We start from the raw sequence: 23,427 nt of genomic DNA, 5'->3' as shown, positions 1-23,427 counted from the left end.
CTTTATAAGACACTCTAATAATCTATCAATACTGGTTTATAGTCCTCTGGTAATTCTTCTTCACTTAAGAATTGAAAATTATCATCATTCAGTATTGGAAAGAATGCTTCATATGGAATCCTTGAAAACTCACAGGCATAATCATTAGCACCAAACCATCTACCCTCTTTGCTGCTTAAATTTAAACCTCTAGCAAATTTTGTATAGTTTGAGCAATCATGAACTGCTAAATCCCAGTTTTCTTCATCAGCTATTTTCATGAATTTGAAAGTTAATTCCCTACTCCAAATTGGAGATATGTAGCCCTGTCTTGAAATATACATGTTATCCTCAGAATAGTTGTCTATATTGTTCTCATTTAAATGCAATTCTGCACAATTGATAAAATCCAGTTTTGTATCTAAGATTGCTTGCTTTTTCTTAAAAAATCCTTCAAAAAATTCAGGAGTCATTGGAGTTTCAATACCTACGTTTTTAATATATTTTTTCGCAATTCCAATATTCTCAATAACTTTATCTGAACAGTTAGAAGCACCAAGGTTAAAACGTATCTCATCAAGACCAGCTTCACCCAATGCTTTCAATGTCTCCTCTGTAGCTAAAGTTCCGTTGGTGTATAGATGTTGATGAATCCCTGCATCACTAAATTTCTTTATAACTGAATAGTATTTTTCAATTTCCATAAATGGCTCTAAATAAACGTAGGAAATGCCTGTAGGTTTCTTGTGGACGGAAAGAAGCAAATCAATATCCTTCTCATAAAATTTAGTACCCCCAATTTCCCACATACCTTCTCCAATAGGAGGAATATCTTCTAGTTGTCCATAATTATAGCAGAACTTACACTCTAAGTTACATTTGTTTGTTTTTCTAATTGCACTTAATCCAGTTCCTAAAAGACAAGAACGACATCCCTTTGAAAATTTATTTTCATTCCCCACAAAAAAAGTTCTATTTTCTAAAGTCTTTAAACCTTTAATTTCTGACATTAATTTATCATTTCTATCATCGATGACTGCCTCAATTTGTGCTAAGGTTGCATAAATGATTTCCTCATGTTTTACACTAAGCCCCTCATCCTCAGGTAATTGGGCAAAAAAATCAAACCATATCAAAGCATCACTCTTTGAAATTTTCATAATGTATCCTCCTCTAATTAATCCATTAGTGTAAAATTTTTTACACTATTTTTCAGATTTTCTCTTTATATATCAAGGGTTTCACAGTTTTTTACACAAAAAAACAACGCCTCCCTTTTTTTGTATAATTGAGTTCACTTACAACGTAAGACTATCCAAAAGGAGAGTGTCATTGTTGAACCCAATTATATCATTTTTATTCTTATATAATCAATATTTATTAAAACAGATGAATCAGTTACTTTTATAGGGATACAAGCTCGAATTTTAACTTATTCGCGAACCTTAAAAATATTTCCATGCAAAATAAAGCATTGATTTTTAAGTGCTCACGAGCATGCATCACTATTTTAGGTTCCAAAATTTTAAATGTATAAGTTAAACTGTGATTTTGGAACCCTATAAAACTCTTCAATGAAATCAATATATAATCGTCTACCTTTTTTATTAAGCTTAGATATTTTTCACCATTGCTTTATGTATGGCTAAGCGAGGGGCATTTATCCATTATTTCAATAAACAAATACGCAAAATCTCTTAGTTCTGCGTATTTGTTAAGCCCCTTAAAGCAAAATTTCCCTAAAACTCTCGTCTTAGGGAACATAAAGCACACTTCACTATTTACTTAAGACCTTCAAATCCTTAGAGATGTTACTTTACCTACCCATTATGAGGTAGCTATGGTATGTACTCTGAATTTCAAAATGCAACGTCCTGATTTTGTCATATTAAAAGAATCCGCTGTCAACACTAATTATTAAAAATAGACTGCATATTTTTTCTTACTGCTTTTAGCAGCTCTTTTGGTAGTTTTTCTACTTGTTCACCAATCGTTACTCCATGTGGTTGTTTGTATCCTTCATTCCATACAAAGTTGAAGATTTTTTCATTTGCTTCGCTATTTTTTCCTATTTGAAAAGCATAAACTTCAACATTTTTAGATAATAATTCTTGTACAGCTTCTTTTGATGATCCTGGAAAACTTGATGCACCATCTGTAACTTCAAAGACTATCTTTATTTGTTTTCCTTTTTTAAGTTCACTTTCCTGTATGGACGTAATTCTATTGGATATTTCCCTAAGGCAGCTTGCATCATCTGTTGCTCCATCTGCTGCATTTAGCTTTACAATTGAGCTAATTATATCGCTTTTCTCTTTTTCACTCACATTTTTATCGTTAAATTCTTTCACATTATAATACTTGCTACCAAAAAACCAAGTTTCACTTAAAACCTCTACTTTTTGATTCAATTGCTCTGCATTGCTTTTCAAATATCTATTAAAATCATCTATGGACAGCAAAGTCACTGCCAAAGCTTTTCTCGCTGCCTCAATTTTTGAGGGATTCATTGACCCTGAATTATCTATCACAAAAGAAATCTCTATTCTTTCAGGTAATATATCTGCCTTAGTCTCTAGTAAGTATCTATTGAAAATTGGAAGATTTTTATAATTTCCCTTTTTTTCAGCTTCTACAAAGTCCGGATAAAAGTTAATAAAACTATCCACATCTAGTTTTCCTTTTATTTGACCATGTTTTTTTACGCTTACTTCTTTTTTTGCGCTCCCTATTAGCTTTTTCCAAAATTGACCCATTTGTTCTCTTTCCAATTTCATTCTATTTGAATAAAATTGAAACAATTGTTGATCTGATTGGCTAATTCCATAGGCCTCTAAATCTACCTTGCCTCCCATGGCATTTTGTATACTCTCACTTATTTGGTCTTGTTGATCTATCATTTCTTCTAAAATCTTTTCCACTTCTTCTTGAGTAGATTCTAGTGAATCTGGAATCTCATCTGAGTTTGACTGTTCAAAAAGATTTTCACTTCCTTTGACTTGCTCTTCTTTCTGTCCTTTTGATTTATAAAACATCATTTCATCAATTTCTTGTTTCCATAATTGCTCAAAAGTTGGATAGATGAAAGAGCGAATGAATGGATCTCTTTCTATAATTCCTCGATCATTATTTATTTGTCTAATTAATTGATAATGAATAAAATCAAAAAAAGGCTGATTAAAAATTTTTCTATCAAAAGGATTTTCAGCACATTCTTCAATTTTAGGCTCTATTTTATATAATTCAATAATAAAAAAGCTATTTGCAAAAGCTCTATGTCTAGGCATTTTAGAAATTGACTCAATGGTCTTACCTGTTTTTTTCATATATGAAACAATTTTTTTAAAGTTCTCTTCATCCCTATATATAGGACACATCTGCAAAACTCTTAAAAATGATGTGTGCTTATCCAATAGATTCAACAAATCAAAAATTTCTTTTCTCGCATAATTAGAAATAACTTTAGGCTTATATGCAGGGTCATTTTCTAGTACTTCTTTTTTTATCCTAGTCATAATATAACTTGTCATGTGGTCAATTTCTTTCTGCCAATCTTTTTTTCTATCCAGATATCTTTTAGTTTGCTTTTTCCAATCAGAATATAAGGCCAGCTCATAATAGATGTGCCACATAATTTGATTGTCATCTAATTTTCTATCCAAAAAACTTTCCAGGGGTAAATACAAAACACCTTTGGAAGAATCTAATAAAAATCTTTGTAGTTTTGAATCAGGAATATACATTAAACTAGAATCTCCTGTAAATGTGGCTAACGAGCGTTGTTCTTTTTGTAGAAATTCTTCGCAATGTTTTTTAGATTCTTCAATTAGTGTTTGTTCATCAAAATTAAACATACTCATCCCTCCTATTAGGCATCTGAAAATAAATAATAGGTCAAAGATGGAAAGTATATTTTGAGTTAGACAAGGAAACAGGTTCCGCAGTTAGTAGCACTATCTAAGGGTTCTGTTGACGCAGTATAACACAAAATAGACGAGCATATTGACTTATTTATTTTTTGAAGATGCCTTAATACAGTGGCAGATTCCACAAATCCTTTGGTGTATCAATTCGATCAATGTGTAGCAGATTTAGTTTACCTTCTATATCCATCAGCAGATATTTTGAAACATCTAATTTAAGGACATTAGTAAAAAATACATCTTTAATAGTTGTATCTTCATTTAGATACCAATTTCCAAAATTCTCTTCAAGTAAGTATATGATTCCATCTTCACTCAAAACTACAGCTGTGCCTTTTTTAGATTGAGTGTCAAATAAATTGCCTTTTAAATCATTCAATTCTATTTTCATAGTTTTTGAATCTTCATATAAGGAATATATCTTAAGCTGACCTCTATTGCCTGTCACTATAAGAGAATTCTTATTATCATTCTCATCTTCTAAATATCTAATTTGTCTTATTTCATCATCTAAAAAATTAATTTTTTCTGTAATAGTAAATTGTTTGTTCTCATATTTAATAAAATATAATTCTCCACTCTTTGTTCCTGCTATAAAATAATCGTCATCTATTTTTTCTACTGTGGTCCAATTTGGAATAGTACAGTGTATATCTTTATGAAAAATCAAACAATATTCATCATTTTCTTTTATTATTTCAAATAAATTTAATTTTTCATCTCCATTTTCTACTGCAAATAAACCATCTCTAATTGATAGACATCTTCCAAATCCATTAAAATGATGATTTATTTTAACACTTTGAACTTTAATCTCTCCATTAACATTAGGCAGCTTATCAAAATTATCACTTGAAATTAGATAGCATCCTCCTCTGACTCCTAAAAGTAAAATTTCTTTATCATTCAATTTATACATAAATGAAATTGTCTCTTTTATTTCTTTAATAGGAGGACTCCACTCTCCTTCAATTTGATTGTGATTAGAAAAATCATCTGTAATATCTATATAAAAAAATTGAACTTTTCTATCTATGCTACCTATAATAAAAAGGTTTTTATTAATCCTCAATGTAGTTTGTAAAAAACTCTCAAAACCAAAAGCCCCCAATTGTTTTATCGGATTTATCCTCATTGAACTTTTCTTAATATCATTTGCATAAACCCGATAATAGGGAATTAAATCAGTCAATAGCTCTTCTTCTACTTTTAAAAGTTTGTTTAATTGTTCTTTAAAGCCATCATCTAAAATTCCATTTCTTTGGCATTCATTCAGCTTTTCTCTTAGCTCTTTAACTTGGCTCTTAAAATCCTTGACCTCTACCGACAAATTAATTTTCATTTTTCTTCTCCATTATCTTCTAAGTATTCAAGGATATCTTTTGAATGCTCTAAATGAGATAATTGTTGATCTAGTTTTTGATATTCTTTCGCATCAATTTGCAATGAATCATCAACAGCAGCTTCAAAGGTTTCTTTTAGTCCTTTTGGCAAAGTTTTTCTCGGCGTTCCTTTTCCAAATATCAGATGAACTACATCTAAATAACTTAAAGTTTCTGTTAATGGGCGAACATAGTGATATGGACGAGTTCGAATTTCATCATATGTTGTAGTTGCTTCTCCTATACCTTTTGTCTCAACTTTCCATCCTTCTCCTATAGGGAAAAATCCAAAACGCACCGCTTGTGAAAGAATATAGTTTTGGTCATCAGGATAAGTAATTGAACTAATAAAGCCATCCCACAAAGCTTTGCTCAAGTCTTTTTCTTCCCCTCCATTCCAATTATCTAAAACGTGCAAAATATTACGAATTGATAATACAGACTCCCTCAGCTCTAGTTCATCCATTCCAAAATCTTTTTGGGCTTCGTCATCTTTCCATTTGCCCATAAAAACATTTTGAGTAACTCTGCACAATTGAGAAAATCTAAACAATTCTTCCAATGTCCTTTTGGAATTAGGAAGATGGATATTTCCATTTTTATCAGCTAATCGTGCTATTATTATTCTAAAAAGTTCATTTTTTTCTGGGAATTCTTGATTTTCTAAGGAACCAATTGTCTTTTGAGGTACATAATTATATTCAATGGTTACGAAACGTGATTTAAATGCTGGATTTAGTTCATTGGTTCCTTCATAATTGACCATTTGACTTGACAGGTTCCCGGTGCCGATAAATCCAAATCCAGGCTTAATCAAAACAGGACCAACTCCTGTGATATAAGCTGTATTTCCTGCATGACGTTGCAGAATATCATTTAAAGCAATTAGATTTTGCATGGCAATTGTATTTAATTCATCTACGATTACAGGGCGGCCTTCTTTTACTGCAATTAAAATTTCTCTTTCTATTTTTTTGATTTCAGTACCAAAAGCACTATTACTTGCTACCAATAAATCAGAAAAACTTTTCCATATTTGAATCTTAAGCTATAACTGTTCTTCATCAGTCATCTTCTCTAGTCTAGTTTTGTGCTCATCCATCCACTCATAAAAATCTCCTACAATCATGTTCAGATAATCTGCAAAAGATCCTTGGGAGAAACTGTGTTTCAGAGACAAAGTTTTTTCTACAAACATATCTTCATAAGTTAAATTGTGAGAGCCAGATATAAATAGTGGTTGTAAAGATTCTATTTCCTCTTTACTTCCATTAGTTAAAATATTCTTATAGTAAAGTTTTCTTTCTTCATTAAATTCTCCAAATTTTTCAATAGCATCACTTTCTGTGGCATTTGGATTTCTCGAAAACCAATCTTCCATTTTATCTTCTAATTCTCTTTGTATTCTATTTTGAATAGTAAAGTCTAGAGCTGCTTCAGTTGCTAATTGTGTTTTTCCACTTCCCAAATGTCCTACAATATACACAGGAACACCTAAATTCAACGAATCTATTACTTTTTGTTTTGCTTCAACTACATAAGGTACAGTTACTAAACGCTGCTGATGTTGGGTTTCTATATCACTTATCAATTGACGTTTATAATAAAATTCCCATGCTTCTGGAGAATTTTCTAGAATTGTCTCTAACTCTTTTTCCAATTTTTTTATGCAATCAACTCTATATCTTGTAGCTGCATTGCTGCCATAATGACTATAATTATTACTCTCGCTGTTGACCCTTCTTTCCCAACGAAGGAAAAACTTTTCATATTCAATTGAATTTTCAATCTCTTGTATCTTTTTGCCTTTGTTTTCTGTTTCTTCTTCTACATAAGCTCTATATTTTTCGTAATAAACATTATTTTTGTTAGAATCATAAGGGATTTCATAATCCCTTTCTTCAAATCTTCGAAAAGCTTTAAAAAACGTCCCTTGCTCTTCTATTTTTTTATTATCTTCGTATTCCGATGATTTTAGAGCTTCTTTTCGTAAATCATCTTCATACCAGCTTTGCATTTCTCCTATATTAGGGATATAACCTTGCTTAAGATCTGTTTTTTCTTTCACAGAAGTTCCTCCTTCGTATGATATTATATTATTAATATACCAAGCAGCCATATAAATAATAACTATATATAAATTAATATAAATTAAAATCCCGATTTTTTTAAAATTCGGGATTTCAATCAAATTATTTAACTGTAAATGTCATTAAATAATTCCATATTCTTTTAATAACTTTTCAATGTCTGTTCCTGCTACTTGTTTTAAAACTTTACGTTTAGCCATTGGTGGTAAATCAAGTTTTGGTTTTTCTCCATCTAATAAACATACACCTGCATTTAATAAATAGCGGATATCATATCTTGAACCAAATACCTCAGGAACTCCTTTTTCAACTCCAGTTAAAACATATACTGCTTCCATAGCTGTACGTCCTGAATATTCTATAGTAAATACAGTATCACGACCTGGATCATCTAATGTTTCAGCAAATTGTCCAAGGAAAGCAAAGTTTACTCCATTCTTTGGTACAACATATGGACGATCTCCAGCTGCACGAGGCATAAATTGAGATGTGATGAATGGCATCATAACAGGAACTGCAGTACATGATTCTGCTAATTCTTCAATTTTATCTGTAGGAACACCTATATGATATAACCATTCTTTTGTGATTTCCTTACCAGTACAATCTCTCATAGGTTTTTTAATATAATCTCCAGGAACATCAGAGAATAAACCATATACCCAAACAACAACGTCTTTCTCAGGTTGTCCGTAATATTGTTCTTGACGGTTTATTGTCCAACTCATCAACCATGAAGAGTCAAGAGCTGTAACTATTCCGCCTGTTACAGTACGTCCGCCGTATGGTGAACGTTTTGTGATTTTTTCAATGTACTCAGGAACACGTTCATCATGACAAGTTACTGTACAAGACTCCCAATTAGATTTTTCTGTATCTGTACAGAATTTATCTGGTCTTCCAAATTCATCTGATTGAGCTGCTATATTTCTCCATAACTTCCAGCATCCTTCTGGCTCCCTATTAAATGGTGCAGGAGTGTTGTCATCACCATATCCTGAACCTTCAGTCATAGAACCATTAGTAATAAATACTAAGTCATTTTCTGTTAAATTAATAGAGATATCTTTTCCATTTTTATCTGTTGCAACTATTTTCTTTGCAACCTTTTTATCATCTGAAATTGAGAATTCAACGTTATCAACAGTAACTCCATATTCAAATTTAGCACCATGGTCTTCTAAATATTTAACCATAGGTTTTACAAATGAAGTGTATTGATCATGTCTTGAAAATTGTAGTGCAGAAAGAGTTGGCAGTCCGTCAACATGGTGAATGAAACGATTCATATATAATTTCATCTCTAAAGCACTGTGCCAGTTTTCAAAAGCAAACATTGTTCTCCAATATGTCCAGAAATCAGTGTTTAAAAGCTCTTCAGAAAAAATATCTTCAATAGTTTTATCTTCAAGTTCTTCATCTGGCATATTTACAAAAGCAGCTAATTCTTTTGCTAAATCTTGACCTAAATTGAATTTTCCATTGTCATAGCGCTCACCTTGATTTTTAGTAATACGACAATTGCTAAAGTTTGGATCATCGTAGTTTGTATAATAAAAATGATCTAGAACAGTCATATTAGGATCTTCTGTAGATGGTAATGAACTAAATAAGCTCCATAAAACTTCAAAATGGTGACCCATCTCACGTCCACCACGTGCTACATAACCCATATTCTGACGAACTTGACCGTCTAAAGATCCGCCTGGAATGTCTAATTGTTCTAAGAAAGTAATCTTACTGCCCTCCATATGAGCATCACGAATTAAAAAGCAACCAGCAGCTAAAGCTCCAATTCCAGTACCGATTAAATAAGCTTTTTTATCTTCAATTCCTTTTGGCTTTCTTGCATTTACTAAAGCATGATAACTTCCATTTGTAAGAGTAAGTCTATCATCATGTGTTTTTAATTTCATTATTATCTACCTCTTTCTTAATTTTTTTATAGTTTTCTAAATACTATTATTATATTTAGAGTCCTTCTATATTCACTTTACTAGTATGCCAATATGGTGTCATAAATAATAAGTCCTCCTTTAACTTTATGGATACTTATTATCTGTAAGATTCCTATAAGTCTATAATATAGTCTTTTTGTGTCTTTTTCATTAGATAAACAAACTGCGGTGTTCGAGATTCGAACACCGCAGTTAATTTATCTATTTTTTAGGCATTTAGATCAAAATGTCTGATATGAAAGAAATTTTATATTTATTTTTGCTAAACATCATTTAAACCAGCACTTCGCTTAAGGGATAACTCAATATTTCCATCGAAGAGGTACCCAATTCGTCTAATGATAGTATCAGGGTCTTCCTTCATTCCGGAAGCAATCCAGCGTAGTACCATTTCAGTGAGGGCACACTGATAGAAGGAAGCAATTAGTTTTCTATCTTCCAAAGAAGCTGAGATACCATCACTTACTCTTTCAACATACCGAATCATAACATTTCCTGATACATTGAATATATAGTTCACTAACTCTTCTCTCTGCATGGAATTATATACATGATAAACTGCTCTTCTGTTTTCTAAAGCAAATTTAGCAGCCACAGTAAAACTCTCCTCCCAGGAGAGTGTATCATTATATTCATCAATGACTGTCTGAAGTTCTGTTTGGAAGATTTCTGACAAAAGTGCATATACATCTGTGTAGTAATAATAAAAAGTATTTCTGTTGATCTCACATTCTGTAGCAATATCCTTAACTGTAATCTTGTTAAGTGGACGCTCATTCAACATCTTTATGAATACCTCACGAATCATTTTTTTGGTATATTGCTGTGCCAAATCGCCACCCCCTTAATGCTTTATTTATACTCAAAATTATACCATATGGTAAGTTATTTTTAAATAATTCACCATATCAGTGACATGTAATATAGTTTATTAGTATATCACTTTTAACAATTGAATATTCACTATTATTCCCATTTGAAAAATCGAATAGCTATACCAGTACATATTACCATAAGAGCAATCATTATAATGATTGGCATCATTACATCATCTACAGCTAAACCAAGTGAAGTTGCTTTTAAAAGCTTTATTCCTTGGGTTAATGGTAGTATATTAGAACACTTTTGAAGTGCTGTTGGCATAACTTCATAGGGCAGCGTTGCTCCTGAAAAAATCAGCATAGGAAAATATAATATACTTGCTACAACACTTGCTGTCTTTAAATTTGGAGCAATTCCGCCTACCATAAGCCCTATACTAAACATAGAACCCATCACTAAGAAATAAGAAGCTAAAAACTGGCTCCAAGAACCATTTAATCTAAAGCCAAAGAAAATTGCTGCAATAGCATAAACAAGTATAAGTGAAGCAATGGCGTAAAATGCATAAATTACTACCTGAACTGTTAAAATTACAGCAGGACTTATAGGTGTTACTTTAAACCTTTTTAGAATTTTTTTATGACGATAATCGGATACTACCAGCGGTAATCCCATGACACCACCTGCACATATTGCAATTGTAGTAATAGCTCCAAATGATTGTTCTAAAAAAGTGTATGACGCACCATCAAATGCTGATTTATCTCCGTAGATGATACCAATAAGAATTGTTACCACTACTGGCATACAAATTGCAAAAATAAACATATCCATTCCTCTCAGGGATAATTTCAGTTCTGTTTTTAACATTGTTTTAAATGCTTTCATCATCAACTTCCTCCTCACCTGTATACCATAAATATGCTTCCTCAAATTTTTCATATGGGCTTTTTACAATTGCTTCCTGCACTGTTCCATAGAAAATGCTTTCTCCTTTTTTAAGAATACAAATCCTATCACACAATGTTTCTATCTCATCCATAAAATGCGAAGTTAAAAAGATAGTAATTCCCTTCTTTTTTAAATCTAGAAGTCCTTTCCATACTTCTCTCCTTGCTCTAGTATCAAGTCCTGTGGTTAGTTCATCTAAAAACACAACTTCTGGGTTAGGAATTAAAGCAAGTATAATAAATAGCCGCTGCTTTTGGCCGCCTGATAGCTCACTTACTTGACTTTTACATTTATCTGAGAGACCAAACTGTTTTAACAATTCTTCATAATCTGTTGGATGTTTGTAAAGAGCTTGTGTAACTTCGCAAAGTTCTGCTACGGTTAGTTTATCTTGATAGTTTGATTCTTGAAATTGGACTCCAACTCTCTGATACAATTCCTTTCTCTGTGTTTGTGGATTCATTCCCAAAATAGAAATTGAGCCGCTATCAAATTTTTTCGTGCCTAAAACACATTCAATGGTGGTACTTTTTCCTGCCCCATTAGCTCCAAGCAATCCAAATACTTCTCCACTTTTAACGGATATGCTAACCTTATTTACAGCTTGTATATTCCCATATGATTTACATAAGGCATGAATTTTAACTGTTTCCATATCTAAAAACCCCCTGTTTTTTAATACATAAAAAGAATAACACCAGAATAAAGTCTGGTGTTATACTGTAGGATTTATATTAAATTTTTCCTCCATGGCTTTTAGCTGACTTAAAACACAATATGCATTTAACTCCGCGTTGCTTAGTGAAGTAAGAAGCTCATCACATACTGTTACAATATCTTCATCAGTTTTTGGGGTATCAATAACTTCTCGTATATCGATTTCTGAATTATTGGATAGTGCACTTACCATACGCAAAATTGCTGCAAGAGAATAATTTGCAAAGCGTAAAGAACGTATTATCTTCAATAATTGAATATCGTTTTTAGTGTATACCCGATATCCATTTTGTTTTCTTTTTACAGAAAATAACCCATTCATTTCCCAATTTCTTAACGTATCTATGGTAATATTCAAGTAATCTGCAGTTTGTTTTCTTGTGAAAGCTACATCATCTTCTTTCTCCTGTATACCAGAGAGTAATTTTTTTGTAATTTCTATAGCCTCTTCTGCATTTTTCTGTTCTATTTTAACTTGATTTATATAGTTATTAGTACATACAATTGCCTTTTGGAATTCACCTTGAGCAGATAATTTAATAATATTAATCATATTTTTCCTAAGACCACTTTGCAACACCTCGACTTTAAGTGCTGTCCTAGCCAGTTTAAATTGTTCAATATGAAAATCTGAGAAAACTCGATATCCATTAGATAATCTTTGAGCTTTAGGTATCAATTCTAATTTTTCATACAACCTCACTGTATTAGGATGTATGCCTATTATCTTTGCTACTTGTGCTGTCTTATATCCATTCTTCATAACATCCTTACCTCCATTTACCCCTATCATAATGCATATTTAAACTCTGGTGTTTTAGTGTATAGTTTATTATTAATAATGGTAAATAAAACAATCCTAATATTCAATAACTTGAGTGCTAATGAAGTTCATCCCTACGCAGCAGACAAACTAAACATAAAAACCAAAGTAAAGATTCCTATGAAATTCCTAGATGAAATAAGAGAATATAATGATAAATTAAATCATTTATATATGTATTTAGGTGAAATAATGATACTACTACACAGAAATAATAGGTTTTCCGTATTAGTTAACCCCTTCATCCCTTTATTATTAAATAATAGATATGCTGACAAAGCCTCTTTCTTAAGAAAAAATATCTAGAACCTTGTATAACTACGTTATAATTCTGAAATAAATTCGGCTTTGCCAGCATGTCCAATAATTAACAATTTCTTGATATCAAATTTTATGAATTATTCAACAGGAAGTTTTGAAAGCATTTCTGCCACATTAAAATACATTTGTTCAATTCCGTTTCGATCATATTTCATTCCACAAACCTCAATATGATCTGTATTATCTAATTCACCAAGATAATTCCATGTACCCTTTACGGCATTTCCGTTATAATCAATCATTTGGTCTGTTGAACCAACCTTAGGACTTATGGCTGATATCACACTCACAACTCCGTCATTTCTCCACCAGCTTTTATCTATAGGAACTTCACCACTCTTATTGTTTGTATACATACCCATAAATATCGAACTTTTTATAAGAATCGGATTCATATTTTTATTTGGTACCTGAAAATGAGTTAATCGATCTTCATGAGTATTTACACATGCAATTGAAAAATAATTGATATCACTTTGTGCCTTAACATAGGAATTAAATTCCTGAGCTCCTTCTGGTGACAAATCCCAGACACTTAAATCCTTGCTTTTTTTCCAGATTTCACTGTTAATTACTTTATTGCTGTAGTCTAAACATGATTCGCCAGGCTTTCTTCTAAGTCCCCACTGATCTAATTGAAAATCGTAATTTAGGTCACCCAAATTAACATTCCTACCTTTTATTGCGGCAATAGCTGCAACAAATTGATGTGTGAGAGGCTCAATATCACATTTTATATGCGCTTGCTGACTTCCATCATGTGGAGTAGCAATAGATGTAATACTGGATACCCATGATTTTCCCCCAGTAAAAAGTGGATTGATGTTTTCGTCTGTGGTAAATGCTAATTCATCGGGATCTCCATTTTCTAAAAGCTGTGCCAATAGACGGATTGTCTGTCCTCCCATACTGTGTCCAATTAGGTGAATTTTCTGAATATTACCAGATGAATCTTCTGTTCCAATTTCTTTGTAAACACCTGGATAAATCCTTCCGTATCTTGCATGTCCATTTTTTTTGGAGTGTGATTCACCGTAATCAACTGTGCCGCCTACAATATATGTATACAGCTCACATGCTCTATCCCAGTTACTTGAGACAGGTCCAATAGATGGAGAATATACAGTATAACCCTTCTCAGTAAGCTTTTGAGTCAGACTTTCCTGACCTCCCCAGTAATAAAGACCGGCTGCTTCATTGCTTCCCCAACCAAAACATCCATGTACCATAACTATGGGATAATCATTTCCAACTAACATAGCATCACTGTTATCAGCAGCTTTTACAGTGGAAATTGAAGTGAAACCAAAAATTGTACAGATGATAAGAATAGATGCCATAAACCTTTTAAAATAAGATTTTTTCATACCCATGCTCCTTTACATTATAAATTCTGTAGTCAGCAGCTAGGCTATAGAACTTATTTTATTTTGATTAAATTAATAGTAACTTTTAATTGGAGTATCCTAATGTTAATTATTCTTAACAGGACATTATAGAAGTTTAGTTCGTTCATTTTCTGATAGAGTACTAATTATACTATTACGAAGGATTGTCCATTGACTTAAGTATCACATGCTGCTTACTCAGATGTTTCATCTCTAATGACAGCCGCATTAAGGCATTTTCATTAGATAAAAGCTGATTATATGAGACTTTAATCATTATTTTACTTAGGATATTCCTTTTCTGATTTCTCCATCTCTTCTGCAGAAAGGTCGTGATATCATAAAGAAATCAGATGACTTATCTGCCTTACTTATAAGTGTTGATGTTTCTGCCCACGAAAATATTGTCTAAATTTTAAACTGTGACCAGGGAAAACTTCTTTAATTTACTGTCCCAAATGCTCAATTTGATGTGGATAAGATTATTGATAAACTTTCCGTATTTTTGTAATTTCACCTCCTTTTATATACCTTTCTTTTGGCTAATATTTTATTAGTTGTTAATGTCTTCGTTATATCATACCATTATATTACAGTCAATCTTATGAAATGACTATAATAAGCCTAAAATCCCAAATATCCAACAACATCTTCCTTTTTTTAACTATTACATTATTTTCCTATTTTCGAACAAAAAAATAACGGAGAGCCTCTAGCTTCTCCGCTTTAAAGGATAGTTTCAATTGCTTATTCTATTGTTTCCCTTATTAATTGAATTTTTTCAATATCCAAATCTGTTAATTCTTTTATTGTGACAAATTCCAATAATAAGATGAAATGTATTCATCGAACCTTATTAATCTCTATCTAAGCTTTCGTTACACACCTTCTCTATCTTATTTGCAGCTGCACTAGCTCCTCCAGCTTTTTGTAAGCTTTTAGAAATCACTTCTGCATTTCTTTTGTAGGATATATCATTCAATACTTGTAAAACAGTTTCTCGAATACTACTTGCAGTATCTGACTTTAATCTTTTTCCAGCATTTAGTTCTGCTACTCGGTTTGCCACCATAGTTTGTTCACTGTGTAATGGAAATAAAACGGATGGTACACCAAAATATAAACTTTCACTTATGCTATTCATCCCACAATGAGTAATAAACACATCAGTCTGTTGTAAAACTTTTAATTGTTCAACTTTGGGATAAACTTTAAAATTGTCTGGTAACTTGCCAAAACTAAAAATATCTACCTTTTCTCCAACAGACATGATAACTTGACAATTTATATCAGCTAATGCCTGAACACAATTTTGATAAAAATGTCTATTTTGATTCAATACGGTTCCCAATGAAATATAAATCTGTGGATATTTCTTTTCAATTTGTTCAATTTCTGGAACTCGGAAAGAAGGTCCTACAAAAGCATACTTATCTGAAAATGTTTCTGCCATAGGTTGAAATTCTTTAGATGTATAAACAATTGTGTGAGTATCATTGTCATTTTGAATAATGCTTATAAAGTTTTTTACATTATAGCCTTTTTCCTGAAGAAGCTTTATCTTTTTATTAATTCTTGGAATGCCTATAAACATACGGAACACTTCTTTTAGACTCTGTTTTATTAACTTTGCAGTATGTTTGTTCATTGCAAAGGTGGTAGTAGAGCAGATATATGGCACATTTAATTTTGTTGCAAATAATTTTCCCCAAATACATATGGAATCTGATACTATACAGTGGGGCTGAAATTCTTTAAGCTCTCTGCATACTTTTTCATCTAGACTCATAGTCATATCTGCCGTCATCTCTATAAGAGCTGCAAAATCCTTTCCTACTTTCTTTTCTATATCTGGAGTAAGTTCTGGCAAATAACTATCACATGGAATAAATTTTGCACCTGCATTTTCAATCTTCTCCTGAAACTCATAAAAGGAATAATACCAAACTTCATGACCACGTTTTACCAATTCATCTACTACTGCTATAGTAGGATTAGTGTGCCCATGAGCTGGGATGCTGAAAAATACTATTTTACTCATCATATTCTCCTTCAGACTCACTCAATTTTTTTATTTCTTCAGCAAAAACAAGTGAATCCTCTTCCGATTCCAATGGATAAATCTCTCGTGCTTTCCCTGCAAAAATTGCATCAGCAATCTTAGAAAAAATCTCATACCGTTCAATTGCAATACCTTTTTGGGCATCTGCAAGCAAAATTAAAGTATCTCCTGAAGAAATATCAAACATATCTCTCACTTCCTTTGGAATAACAATCTGTCCCTTTGGACCTACCTTCACAGAACCCATATATTTATCTTCCGAAGCTTTTTTATTCATAGCAATCTCCCTTTCAGTATTACTTTTTATACTAGTTATACTTAACATACTCTTGTATTGAGATTTTGTCAATATAACCAACTTAAATATTACAAAAAACTCCTAAACTATCAGTCTAGGAGTGTATAACATATATTTGAAAGTAAATAACTAAAACTATCCCTTTGATTTTTTGTGATAAGGTCGAGTTTTTTCTAGGCATTTTTTGCTTTTTAAATTTTTCATGCATTTTAAGTCTTATATTTCAACCCTTGAAGGCGTTTTAAAATGGGCACTTCAAGGGTAGTCTTTTGTAATTACTGTTCATAATTAATATTAAAATTATATTTTTATTCTAATGAAAGAGGTAATACTGAATAATTACCATTTCTTATTATTTCATCAAATTTAAAGTTTACAGGTTCTTTAAAAGGTGGTCCATCGTACACAAATGTATGGTATTCTCCGTTTTCTCCACAAATATCTGCCCCTTCAGCTACAATTTCTTTTATAAGTTCTTTTGTTAAGGTTTTTCTTAGGAACTTTTCACTAAGTCTAGATGAATCCACAATAGTTATAACAGCTTTAAACCCGCTTTCTATAAATTTATAAACTAATTCTTTTCTGCTTTCATTCCAAAGTGGAAATATACTTTCAATCTTAGCAGCTTTACAACGAGAATTACACCAGTCATAATGAGCTTGTATATCAATGTCACCAAAAACACAAGCATTAACACCGTTGTCTTTAATCTTTAACAATGCCTTTTCAAAATCTTTAGCGTAGTCGTCTCCAGCTCCTGTTTTTACAAGTTCTAAAGGAATATCTATAAGTTGTGAAACTTTATTCAAAACCTCCACTGGTACCCCATGAAACCATGAACAATTAGCACTCTCATTATATGCATGTCAAAAAGGAGAAGGAAATCATCCATATTAAATATGTTGCATACAAGCACTTTTGATAAAGCATCAGAGCGTTGTTTTTCTGCTTCCACATTTTCTATCGATAGCTATTGCTAATTTAATTCTATTATAATCTCCCATTCATTTTATATCTATAAGTGTTTTTTTATTCTTCGCTGCCTACTGACAAATTAATTTCTTCATACGTTATAACTTTATTTTTGCTATCTCCAAACTTTCTAACAACTGGCGTAGGATTTTGATTAAAATTCATGCTTAAACTTTGATTTGAATAGTGCCCTGCTGGATCAATGTAGTATTTAAAATCTATTGTTTTTTCTACATCTATTTCTGCATAAGCTATTCCTTCTGTTTCTGCTGGAATCATTTCACTTATTGGTTCTCCATCTGGTCCATAAATGCAAGTATGCCCACTCTTGAATGTATCAAAGTATTCTCTTTGTTCAGGGGTTAAACAAATCATATCTTTCATTTCTTCTGAATAAATTGATGAAGTCATTAATACAAATGTTTGAGTAGAAATTGCATAGTATCTGCTTGATATTTCATCATCGAAATATCCTGGCCAAGATGCTACATGAACTTGCTCATTTTGTGAATTCATTGCTAAAAGATCTAATGGTACTTGATGTTCCCAGCACATACATCCACCTAAATTACCTATTTCGGTTTCAAATACTGGCATTAAGCTTCCGCTTCCATCTCCCCAGATTAATCTTTCTGCAACAGAAGCTCTCATTTTCCTATGCTTTCCGATTAAATCTCCATCTGGATTAAACCATAATTGTGCTAAATATAATGAACCGTTATCTTTTTCACTACAAGAAATACATACATATGTTTTATTTCTTTTAGCTGCTTCACTTATTTTTTGAACTGCTAAACTTGGAATTTCAACTGCATTTTTGTATAATTCATGATAGAATTTTCTTGTATATTCAGGATGTCCGATAAATGCAAACCAAGGATACCCTGGAAGGAATGCTTCTGGGAATGCAACTAATTTTGCTCCATTTGATGCTGCTTCATCAATTAATTTACAAGATTTCTCAACTGTTGCATCTAAATCTAAATATACTGGTGCAGCCTGAACTGCAGCTCCTATGAATTTTGGGTATTGTTTTGCCATAATTATATCCTCCTTTAATTTAACAAAAAAGACGTATTAAGTTATTATTTTTACTTACATACTTCTTACAATTATGGTATTATAGTGTAATCTATATATCAACAAGTAAAATTCAGATCTGTGCTAGTACAGTACTTAAGGAGTGATTCATTTTGCTTAAATATGAAGAGATTATAGAATATATTAAAAACAGTATAAAAACAGAGAAATTAAATCATCCAAAAAAATTGCCTTCTATAAGATTTATTCAAAAATTGTTTCAGTGTAGTACTGGCACAGTTTTAAAAGCTTATTCCAAGCTTGAACAAGATCATATTATCTATTCTGTACCTAAAAGTGGATATTACATAGTTGATAATTTTTATAATCTAAGTACTGCTAAGGAAACTATAATTGATTTTTCAGCTGTAAATTTAAGTGCTGAAGCTTTTCCATATGAGAATTTTCAACACTGTCTAAATAAATCAATAGATTTATACAAAGAGAAACTATTTTCTTATTCCGATCCTAGAGGCTTGAACTCATTAATTAATGTGCTATCAAAACATATTCAAAACTATCAAATATTTGCAAAGCCAGATAATATACTTATTACATCAAGCTCTCAACAAGCATTAAACATATTATCAATAATGCCGTTTCCGAACGGAAAATCTAATATTCTAATTGAACAGCCTACATACCATGGAATGATAAAATCTTTGGAGTTTAATAATATTCCAGTTTTAGGCATAAATAGAGATTTTAATGGACTAGATTTATATGAATTAGAAAAATTATTTAAATATGGAAATATAAAATTTTTTTACAGTATACCTCGATTTCATAATCCAACTGGCACTTCATATAGTAAACTTGAAAAACAAGAAATTGTTAAATTAGCTCATAAATATGACGTATATATTGTTGAAGATGATATTGCTGCTGATTTAGATATGAATAAAAAAAATGATCCAATGTTTTCTTATGATATTTCTTCAAAAGTAATCTATCTTAAAAGTTATTCAAAAATACTTATGCCTGGTTTGAGAGTTGCTGCTCTCATATTACCTGATCTATTAATTAATAGTTTTTTAGAACATAAAAAATGGACTGATATAAATAGCCCTATACTATCTCAAGGAGCCTTAGAAATATACATAAAAAATGGAATGTTCGATACTTATATGAAGCAATTAGTTAATTTATATGCCGAACGCATAAGCTCTTTAAAAAATACTTTATTAAAATATAAACATCCAAGAATAAAATATAATATTCCTGAATCAGGATACTTTGGCTGCATTTATGCGGATGGTTCTTTAAAGCATGATAAAATACTTAATTCATTACACCATAAAAATATCAAAATATTTAATACAGCTGAATGTTTTCTTAAGGAATATAGATGCAATAATTATTTCAGAATTACCATAAGCGAAGTTAATAATAAGCAAATAATAAAAAATGTTCCTATAATACTTGATACTATAAAAAAGCACTTGGTCTAAAATAAGTTTAATTTAAACAAAGAATTAAATAATTATAATTGTTATGTTAACAAGCTATATTAAAATAAGAGTTTCTAAAGACTAATTTCTTAACTGCCATCTGGCATAAGAATTTCAATCTTAGGAAACTCTTTATTTATAATTATTTCACCATTTTTACTTTACTTCTTTGGCATCAATACAATCCTCTCAACGGTATTACCTTTGTCTCACAAAAGTTCCTGCACCTCTCTCCCATCTTTAAAGACTGGCAAGTTAAAGGAAATGGACTTTAGCGTCACTTCCGCTTCTTCACGGGTGTATATCTGAATTTCTTTAATTAAGGAAGATACAAGGACTTTTCGTTCATCATCGCTAATTCTATCATGCATTTTTTCAAAGTTAATCATCAGAGTGTAAACATTATCCAACGTTATGGCGTTCATTTCCACAGAACGGCGTTTTATTTATGCGATAATTATCAATTACTTTAGTTAATATAATTTATTTAATAAGAGTTGTAGGAGAGGTTTTTTTGAAAATAATCATTCCGTTAAATGTGTCATTTGGAACAATGGTAGTTGTATAAAAGGATTTCAAGAGCTTTTGCCACCCCGATATTCCTACATTTAGCGTTGTAATTTTTTGTTGCCCCTTCAAAATCTCTTGCCAATTTTCATTATCAGCTACTTTTAAAAAGTCAATATAATAAAAGTTACTCTCCATATTGTCAAGCTGACTATTCAACACATTTTGGTTTTTAACTTCCATAATACTAAAATTTCCATTGTTATCTTGTGAATTAAATGCTGTATTCTCTGCATCTGTCCCAATAGCAAAATAGTTTTCCCCTATGCTGTTCGTCAGCAATTCACCCAAGCAAGTATAACTGGAAACAGAGGTTTTTCCAATATGTCCGTTATGACCGCTAATAAAGAGTACACTGTCATCTCCATGCTGTAGAAACCAGTTTACTTTATCAGACATATGCTTATCCCGTAAAGAGTTATACTCGGCGTTATTGCTCAACAGTATTTCGCTATACTGATAGATTGTATTTGCACTTTCCCTCACAAAATCAAAGGCAGTTTGTCCAGAAATGGTTACAATATCCGTTTCAGCAGCGTCCATTTCTTTTAACAACCCTAAGGCATCCATTTTGGACTTATCCAAAACATCACTACTTAAAGTCAATCTTGTTTCATCAGTTAATTGTGAAAATGCCATTTTATATTTTTTACTTAAGGCAGGTGCCGCTATATCTAACACGGAAAACAGATATTCCTTGTTATTATCGTATCGCTGTATATCCATTCCGTAAAAATGCAAGTCTTTTCCCTCAGGAGCACTTTCATTATAGGAACGCATCCAACCCACTAAATTAGCCATCTCCTGTGTGCGATAAATCGCAAAACCAATTTCTCCAACAGCATCTTCAGCAGTTCCCTCTCCCCCATGAATATAGTCATCTACCTTTAACGCACCTCCAAAGTCGCCTTCAATAATAAATGTCCGGCATCCATTGTTTGCGACTAATGCTTTGAACACTTCTGCTTTCATCTGATGATATTCTTTTACACCATGGCTCGCTTCTCCAAGCCCCACAACCTGCACATTTTCAGATACAGTTAAAGTACTAATATCTGTTTGCAAAGCGGATAAATCCGTCGATATTGTATTTGTTCTATTCCCACACCCCATAAGCAAGGTCATACCCAATATTGCCATTGTAATAATATTTAAAATCCATTTCTTGTTCATAATTGATTTCCTTTCATGTTTGTTTTTGTTGGTTTGCCATTTCTTTATCATACATGATCAGAAGCAAAATAAAGAACCGACACCATTGAATTGTTTCTCACGAGGTATCGGCTCTGCGTCTATGCGTCTGGCTCTTTGATAACAGCTATATTCATTTGTTGGGCAGAGATTAAGGTTTCCTGTTTACATTTAGGACAGTATAATGGGAAATTTTCAAGTCTGGTGTCCTTTCTAATTTTAAGGCGAGTTTTATTCTCACATACAGGACATAAAATCCATTTATCTTTTTGCATTCCACTCCTCCAATCTCTTTATTTCTGTAATAAAAGAAAAGTCCTTGTTTCAAACAATTAATCTTGTTTTTCTCCTTCATTGAGCTTCTTTTCAATCCTTTGTTGCCCTTTCATATTGAAAAAGTATAGAATAACGAATACAACGGAATTAAAAATAGCTGCAGAGATAAAAGTAATCACTAATACTGAAATAAAGAGTCCGTCTAATATTCCAGTATACTTATCGCCATATAGAGAATAGTTTCTTATTCCGTTTATAATGCTTATAGCAAAACTTGAAATTAAAATAGTCGATACTGTTGATACCTTTCCACTTTTAGAATTGTTCATAAAATCGTATCCGACTAACATACTTCTTACCGCAATGTAAGCTGTTGATAAAATAATAATACCAAGCTCAAATGCATACTGTGAGAACGGCATATCCATCACATAGGACTTAATAAAAACAGAAACAACCGTAAGGAATAGCACTATAAGATAGGCTTCACTTTGAATTTTGTTGTTTAATTGTAAGACACGTTCATCTTTGATTTTTTTGCTTTTCATTATGGTCCCTCCCAAAATAAGTCATTTAATGTTTTGTTAAGAGCTTTGCATATTGCAATACAAAGTTTCAATGTTGGATTATAATTTCCGGACTCTATCAAACCAATAGTTTGTCGTGTGACGCCAACAATATCAGCTAAGTCCTCTTGGCTCATATCGCATTCAATTCTGGCAATTTTGAGTTTTTTATTTTTCACCAAACTCCTCCTTCTTCTGCCTTGATGATAAAATTATACATCATATATTTCATAATGTCAATTATATATTGCATAAAGGAATTTATAATTGCCTTTATGCATAATTATCATAAAAACCAAACATTAAAATATGCTTTATTTTAATCAATTATATGATATGTGTAATCATATCTCAAAGAAAGGATGAACAAAGGAAGTGTAAACATGGGGCAATGAATGTCCATGACACAATCGAATAACGGTTGAGGAGCGTTGCAGACGATACCGTTTTGCAACGTTTTTTCTTTTACTCTTGTTTGTTAAAGTAGACTTTTCCTTTGTTGTGGTATCAATAGTGAAGTAAAGTGGCAAGCAGGGCAAGGCGGTACATACCTTGCAATTTTTCACGAAATTCCCTTACGGAATTTTGGCAAATCTGCTTGTTGGGAAGT

17 protein-coding genes and 2 pseudogenes are annotated in these 23,427 nt (G+C 31.8%); 1 reads left to right on the top strand and 18 read right to left on the bottom strand.

Annotated features, from left to right (window positions below; translation table 11 throughout):
• Positions 1 to 14: 14 nt before the first annotated feature.
• The 14 genes and pseudogenes from ACY1IQ_RS05075 to ACY1IQ_RS05010 form a co-directional block, all read right to left on the bottom strand.
• Entirely contained in the window at positions 15 to 1,139 is a 1,125-nt protein-coding gene (locus tag ACY1IQ_RS05075) for a radical SAM protein (RefSeq protein WP_461612940.1), read from the bottom strand.
• 750 nt (positions 1,140 to 1,889) lie between these two features.
• Positions 1,890 to 3,833, bottom strand: a complete 1,944-nt coding sequence (locus tag ACY1IQ_RS05070; protein ID WP_461612939.1) for a vWA domain-containing protein — start codon at positions 3,831 to 3,833, stop codon at positions 1,890 to 1,892.
• Between the two features lie 175 nt (positions 3,834 to 4,008).
• Entirely contained in the window at positions 4,009 to 5,244 is a 1,236-nt protein-coding gene (locus tag ACY1IQ_RS05065; protein WP_461612938.1) for a hypothetical protein, read from the bottom strand.
• Positions 5,241 to 7,352: pseudogene (locus tag ACY1IQ_RS05060) on the bottom strand (P-loop NTPase family protein). The gene ACY1IQ_RS05065 and the pseudogene ACY1IQ_RS05060 overlap by 4 nt, the downstream one beginning before the upstream one ends.
• A gap of 144 nt (positions 7,353 to 7,496) precedes the next feature.
• The gene (locus ACY1IQ_RS05055) at positions 7,497 to 9,290 is read right to left on the bottom strand and encodes an oleate hydratase (RefSeq protein ID WP_461612937.1); all 1,794 of its coding nucleotides are present in this window, start codon (positions 9,288 to 9,290) and stop codon (positions 7,497 to 7,499) included.
• A 304-nt stretch (positions 9,291 to 9,594) separates the two neighbouring features.
• Positions 9,595 to 10,164 (bottom strand): TetR/AcrR family transcriptional regulator, encoded by a 570-nt coding sequence (locus ACY1IQ_RS05050; protein WP_454055002.1) that lies wholly within the window; start codon positions 10,162 to 10,164, stop codon positions 9,595 to 9,597.
• 134 nt (positions 10,165 to 10,298) lie between these two features.
• Complete coding sequence (locus ACY1IQ_RS05045) at positions 10,299 to 11,042, bottom strand: ABC transporter permease (protein ID WP_461612936.1); 744 nt, start codon at positions 11,040 to 11,042, stop codon at positions 10,299 to 10,301.
• Positions 11,029 to 11,760, bottom strand: a complete 732-nt coding sequence (locus ACY1IQ_RS05040) for an ABC transporter ATP-binding protein (RefSeq protein WP_461612935.1) — start codon at positions 11,758 to 11,760, stop codon at positions 11,029 to 11,031. Before ACY1IQ_RS05040 ends, ACY1IQ_RS05045 begins: the two co-directional genes overlap by 14 nt.
• Before the next feature lie 60 nt (positions 11,761 to 11,820).
• Positions 11,821 to 12,585, bottom strand: coding sequence for a MerR family transcriptional regulator (locus ACY1IQ_RS05035; protein WP_461612934.1), 765 nt, complete (start codon positions 12,583 to 12,585; stop codon positions 11,821 to 11,823).
• A gap of 458 nt (positions 12,586 to 13,043) precedes the next feature.
• Complete coding sequence (locus ACY1IQ_RS05030) at positions 13,044 to 14,333, bottom strand: esterase/lipase family protein (protein ID WP_461612933.1); 1,290 nt, start codon at positions 14,331 to 14,333, stop codon at positions 13,044 to 13,046.
• 877 nt (positions 14,334 to 15,210) lie between these two features.
• The gene (locus tag ACY1IQ_RS05025) at positions 15,211 to 16,395 is read right to left on the bottom strand and encodes a macrolide family glycosyltransferase (protein ID WP_461612932.1); all 1,185 of its coding nucleotides are present in this window, start codon (positions 16,393 to 16,395) and stop codon (positions 15,211 to 15,213) included.
• Entirely contained in the window at positions 16,388 to 16,693 is a 306-nt protein-coding gene (locus ACY1IQ_RS05020) for an AbrB/MazE/SpoVT family DNA-binding domain-containing protein (protein WP_461613049.1), read from the bottom strand. The genes ACY1IQ_RS05025 and ACY1IQ_RS05020 overlap by 8 nt, the downstream gene beginning before the upstream one ends.
• Before the next feature lie 329 nt (positions 16,694 to 17,022).
• Positions 17,023 to 17,553, bottom strand: a pseudogene (locus ACY1IQ_RS05015) (Dph6-related ATP pyrophosphatase); the annotation flags it as partial.
• Between the two features lie 190 nt (positions 17,554 to 17,743).
• On the bottom strand, positions 17,744 to 18,727 hold the full coding sequence (locus tag ACY1IQ_RS05010; RefSeq protein ID WP_461612931.1) for a carbon-nitrogen hydrolase family protein: 984 nt from the start codon (positions 18,725 to 18,727) through the stop codon (positions 17,744 to 17,746).
• Positions 18,728 to 18,879: 152 nt separating this feature from the next.
• On the opposite strand from ACY1IQ_RS05010, the gene ACY1IQ_RS05005 reads away from it, so the two are divergent.
• Complete coding sequence (locus tag ACY1IQ_RS05005; protein ID WP_461612930.1) at positions 18,880 to 20,217, top strand: aminotransferase-like domain-containing protein; 1,338 nt, start codon at positions 18,880 to 18,882, stop codon at positions 20,215 to 20,217.
• 483 nt (positions 20,218 to 20,700) lie between these two features.
• Here ACY1IQ_RS05005 and ACY1IQ_RS05000 read toward each other — a convergent pair whose 3' ends face one another.
• The 4 genes from ACY1IQ_RS05000 to ACY1IQ_RS04985 form a co-directional block, all read right to left on the bottom strand.
• A complete protein-coding gene (locus ACY1IQ_RS05000) occupies positions 20,701 to 22,008 on the bottom strand; it encodes an erythromycin esterase family protein (protein WP_461612929.1) in 1,308 nt (435 codons plus the stop codon).
• A gap of 68 nt (positions 22,009 to 22,076) precedes the next feature.
• Positions 22,077 to 22,250 carry a cysteine-rich KTR domain-containing protein gene (locus tag ACY1IQ_RS04995; RefSeq protein ID WP_461612928.1) on the bottom strand — a complete coding sequence of 58 codons (174 nt, stop codon included), beginning with the start codon at positions 22,248 to 22,250 and terminating at the stop codon, positions 22,077 to 22,079.
• 57 nt (positions 22,251 to 22,307) lie between these two features.
• Positions 22,308 to 22,799 carry a DUF6773 family protein gene (locus ACY1IQ_RS04990; RefSeq protein WP_461612927.1) on the bottom strand — a complete coding sequence of 164 codons (492 nt, stop codon included), beginning with the start codon at positions 22,797 to 22,799 and terminating at the stop codon, positions 22,308 to 22,310.
• Positions 22,799 to 22,996, bottom strand: a complete 198-nt coding sequence (locus tag ACY1IQ_RS04985; RefSeq protein ID WP_461612926.1) for a helix-turn-helix transcriptional regulator — start codon at positions 22,994 to 22,996, stop codon at positions 22,799 to 22,801. Before ACY1IQ_RS04985 ends, ACY1IQ_RS04990 begins: the two co-directional genes overlap by 1 nt.
• Positions 22,997 to 23,427 lie beyond the last annotated feature (431 nt).

This window comes from Clostridium sp. Marseille-QA1073, from assembly GCF_054863625.1.
This window is presented reverse-complemented; position numbering and strand designations above follow the sequence as displayed.

Excerpts from the sequence above, each read along its gene's own strand:
- ACY1IQ_RS05030 (WP_461612933.1), bottom strand. The coding sequence starts at position 14,333 with ATGAAAAAATCTTATTTTAAAAGGTTTATGGCATCTATTCTTATCATC.
- ACY1IQ_RS04995 (WP_461612928.1), bottom strand. The coding sequence starts at position 22,250 with ATGCAAAAAGATAAATGGATTTTATGTCCTGTATGTGAGAATAAAACT.
- ACY1IQ_RS04990 (WP_461612927.1), bottom strand. The coding sequence starts at position 22,799 with ATGAAAAGCAAAAAAATCAAAGATGAACGTGTCTTACAATTAAACAAC.
- ACY1IQ_RS05020 (WP_461613049.1), bottom strand. The coding sequence starts at position 16,693 with ATGAATAAAAAAGCTTCGGAAGATAAATATATGGGTTCTGTGAAGGTA.
- ACY1IQ_RS05035 (WP_461612934.1), bottom strand. The coding sequence starts at position 12,585 with ATGAAGAATGGATATAAGACAGCACAAGTAGCAAAGATAATAGGCATA.
- ACY1IQ_RS05065 (WP_461612938.1), bottom strand. The coding sequence starts at position 5,244 with ATGAAAATTAATTTGTCGGTAGAGGTCAAGGATTTTAAGAGCCAAGTT.
- ACY1IQ_RS05070 (WP_461612939.1), bottom strand. The coding sequence starts at position 3,833 with ATGTTTAATTTTGATGAACAAACACTAATTGAAGAATCTAAAAAACAT.
- ACY1IQ_RS05040 (WP_461612935.1), bottom strand. The coding sequence starts at position 11,760 with ATGGAAACAGTTAAAATTCATGCCTTATGTAAATCATATGGGAATATA.
- ACY1IQ_RS05025 (WP_461612932.1), bottom strand. The coding sequence starts at position 16,395 with ATGAGTAAAATAGTATTTTTCAGCATCCCAGCTCATGGGCACACTAAT.
- ACY1IQ_RS05010 (WP_461612931.1), bottom strand. The coding sequence starts at position 18,727 with ATGGCAAAACAATACCCAAAATTCATAGGAGCTGCAGTTCAGGCTGCA.
- ACY1IQ_RS05000 (WP_461612929.1), bottom strand. The coding sequence starts at position 22,008 with ATGATAAAGAAATGGCAAACCAACAAAAACAAACATGAAAGGAAATCA.
- ACY1IQ_RS05045 (WP_461612936.1), bottom strand. The coding sequence starts at position 11,042 with ATGAAAGCATTTAAAACAATGTTAAAAACAGAACTGAAATTATCCCTG.
- ACY1IQ_RS05055 (WP_461612937.1), bottom strand. The coding sequence starts at position 9,290 with ATGAAATTAAAAACACATGATGATAGACTTACTCTTACAAATGGAAGT.
- ACY1IQ_RS05075 (WP_461612940.1), bottom strand. The coding sequence starts at position 1,139 with ATGAAAATTTCAAAGAGTGATGCTTTGATATGGTTTGATTTTTTTGCC.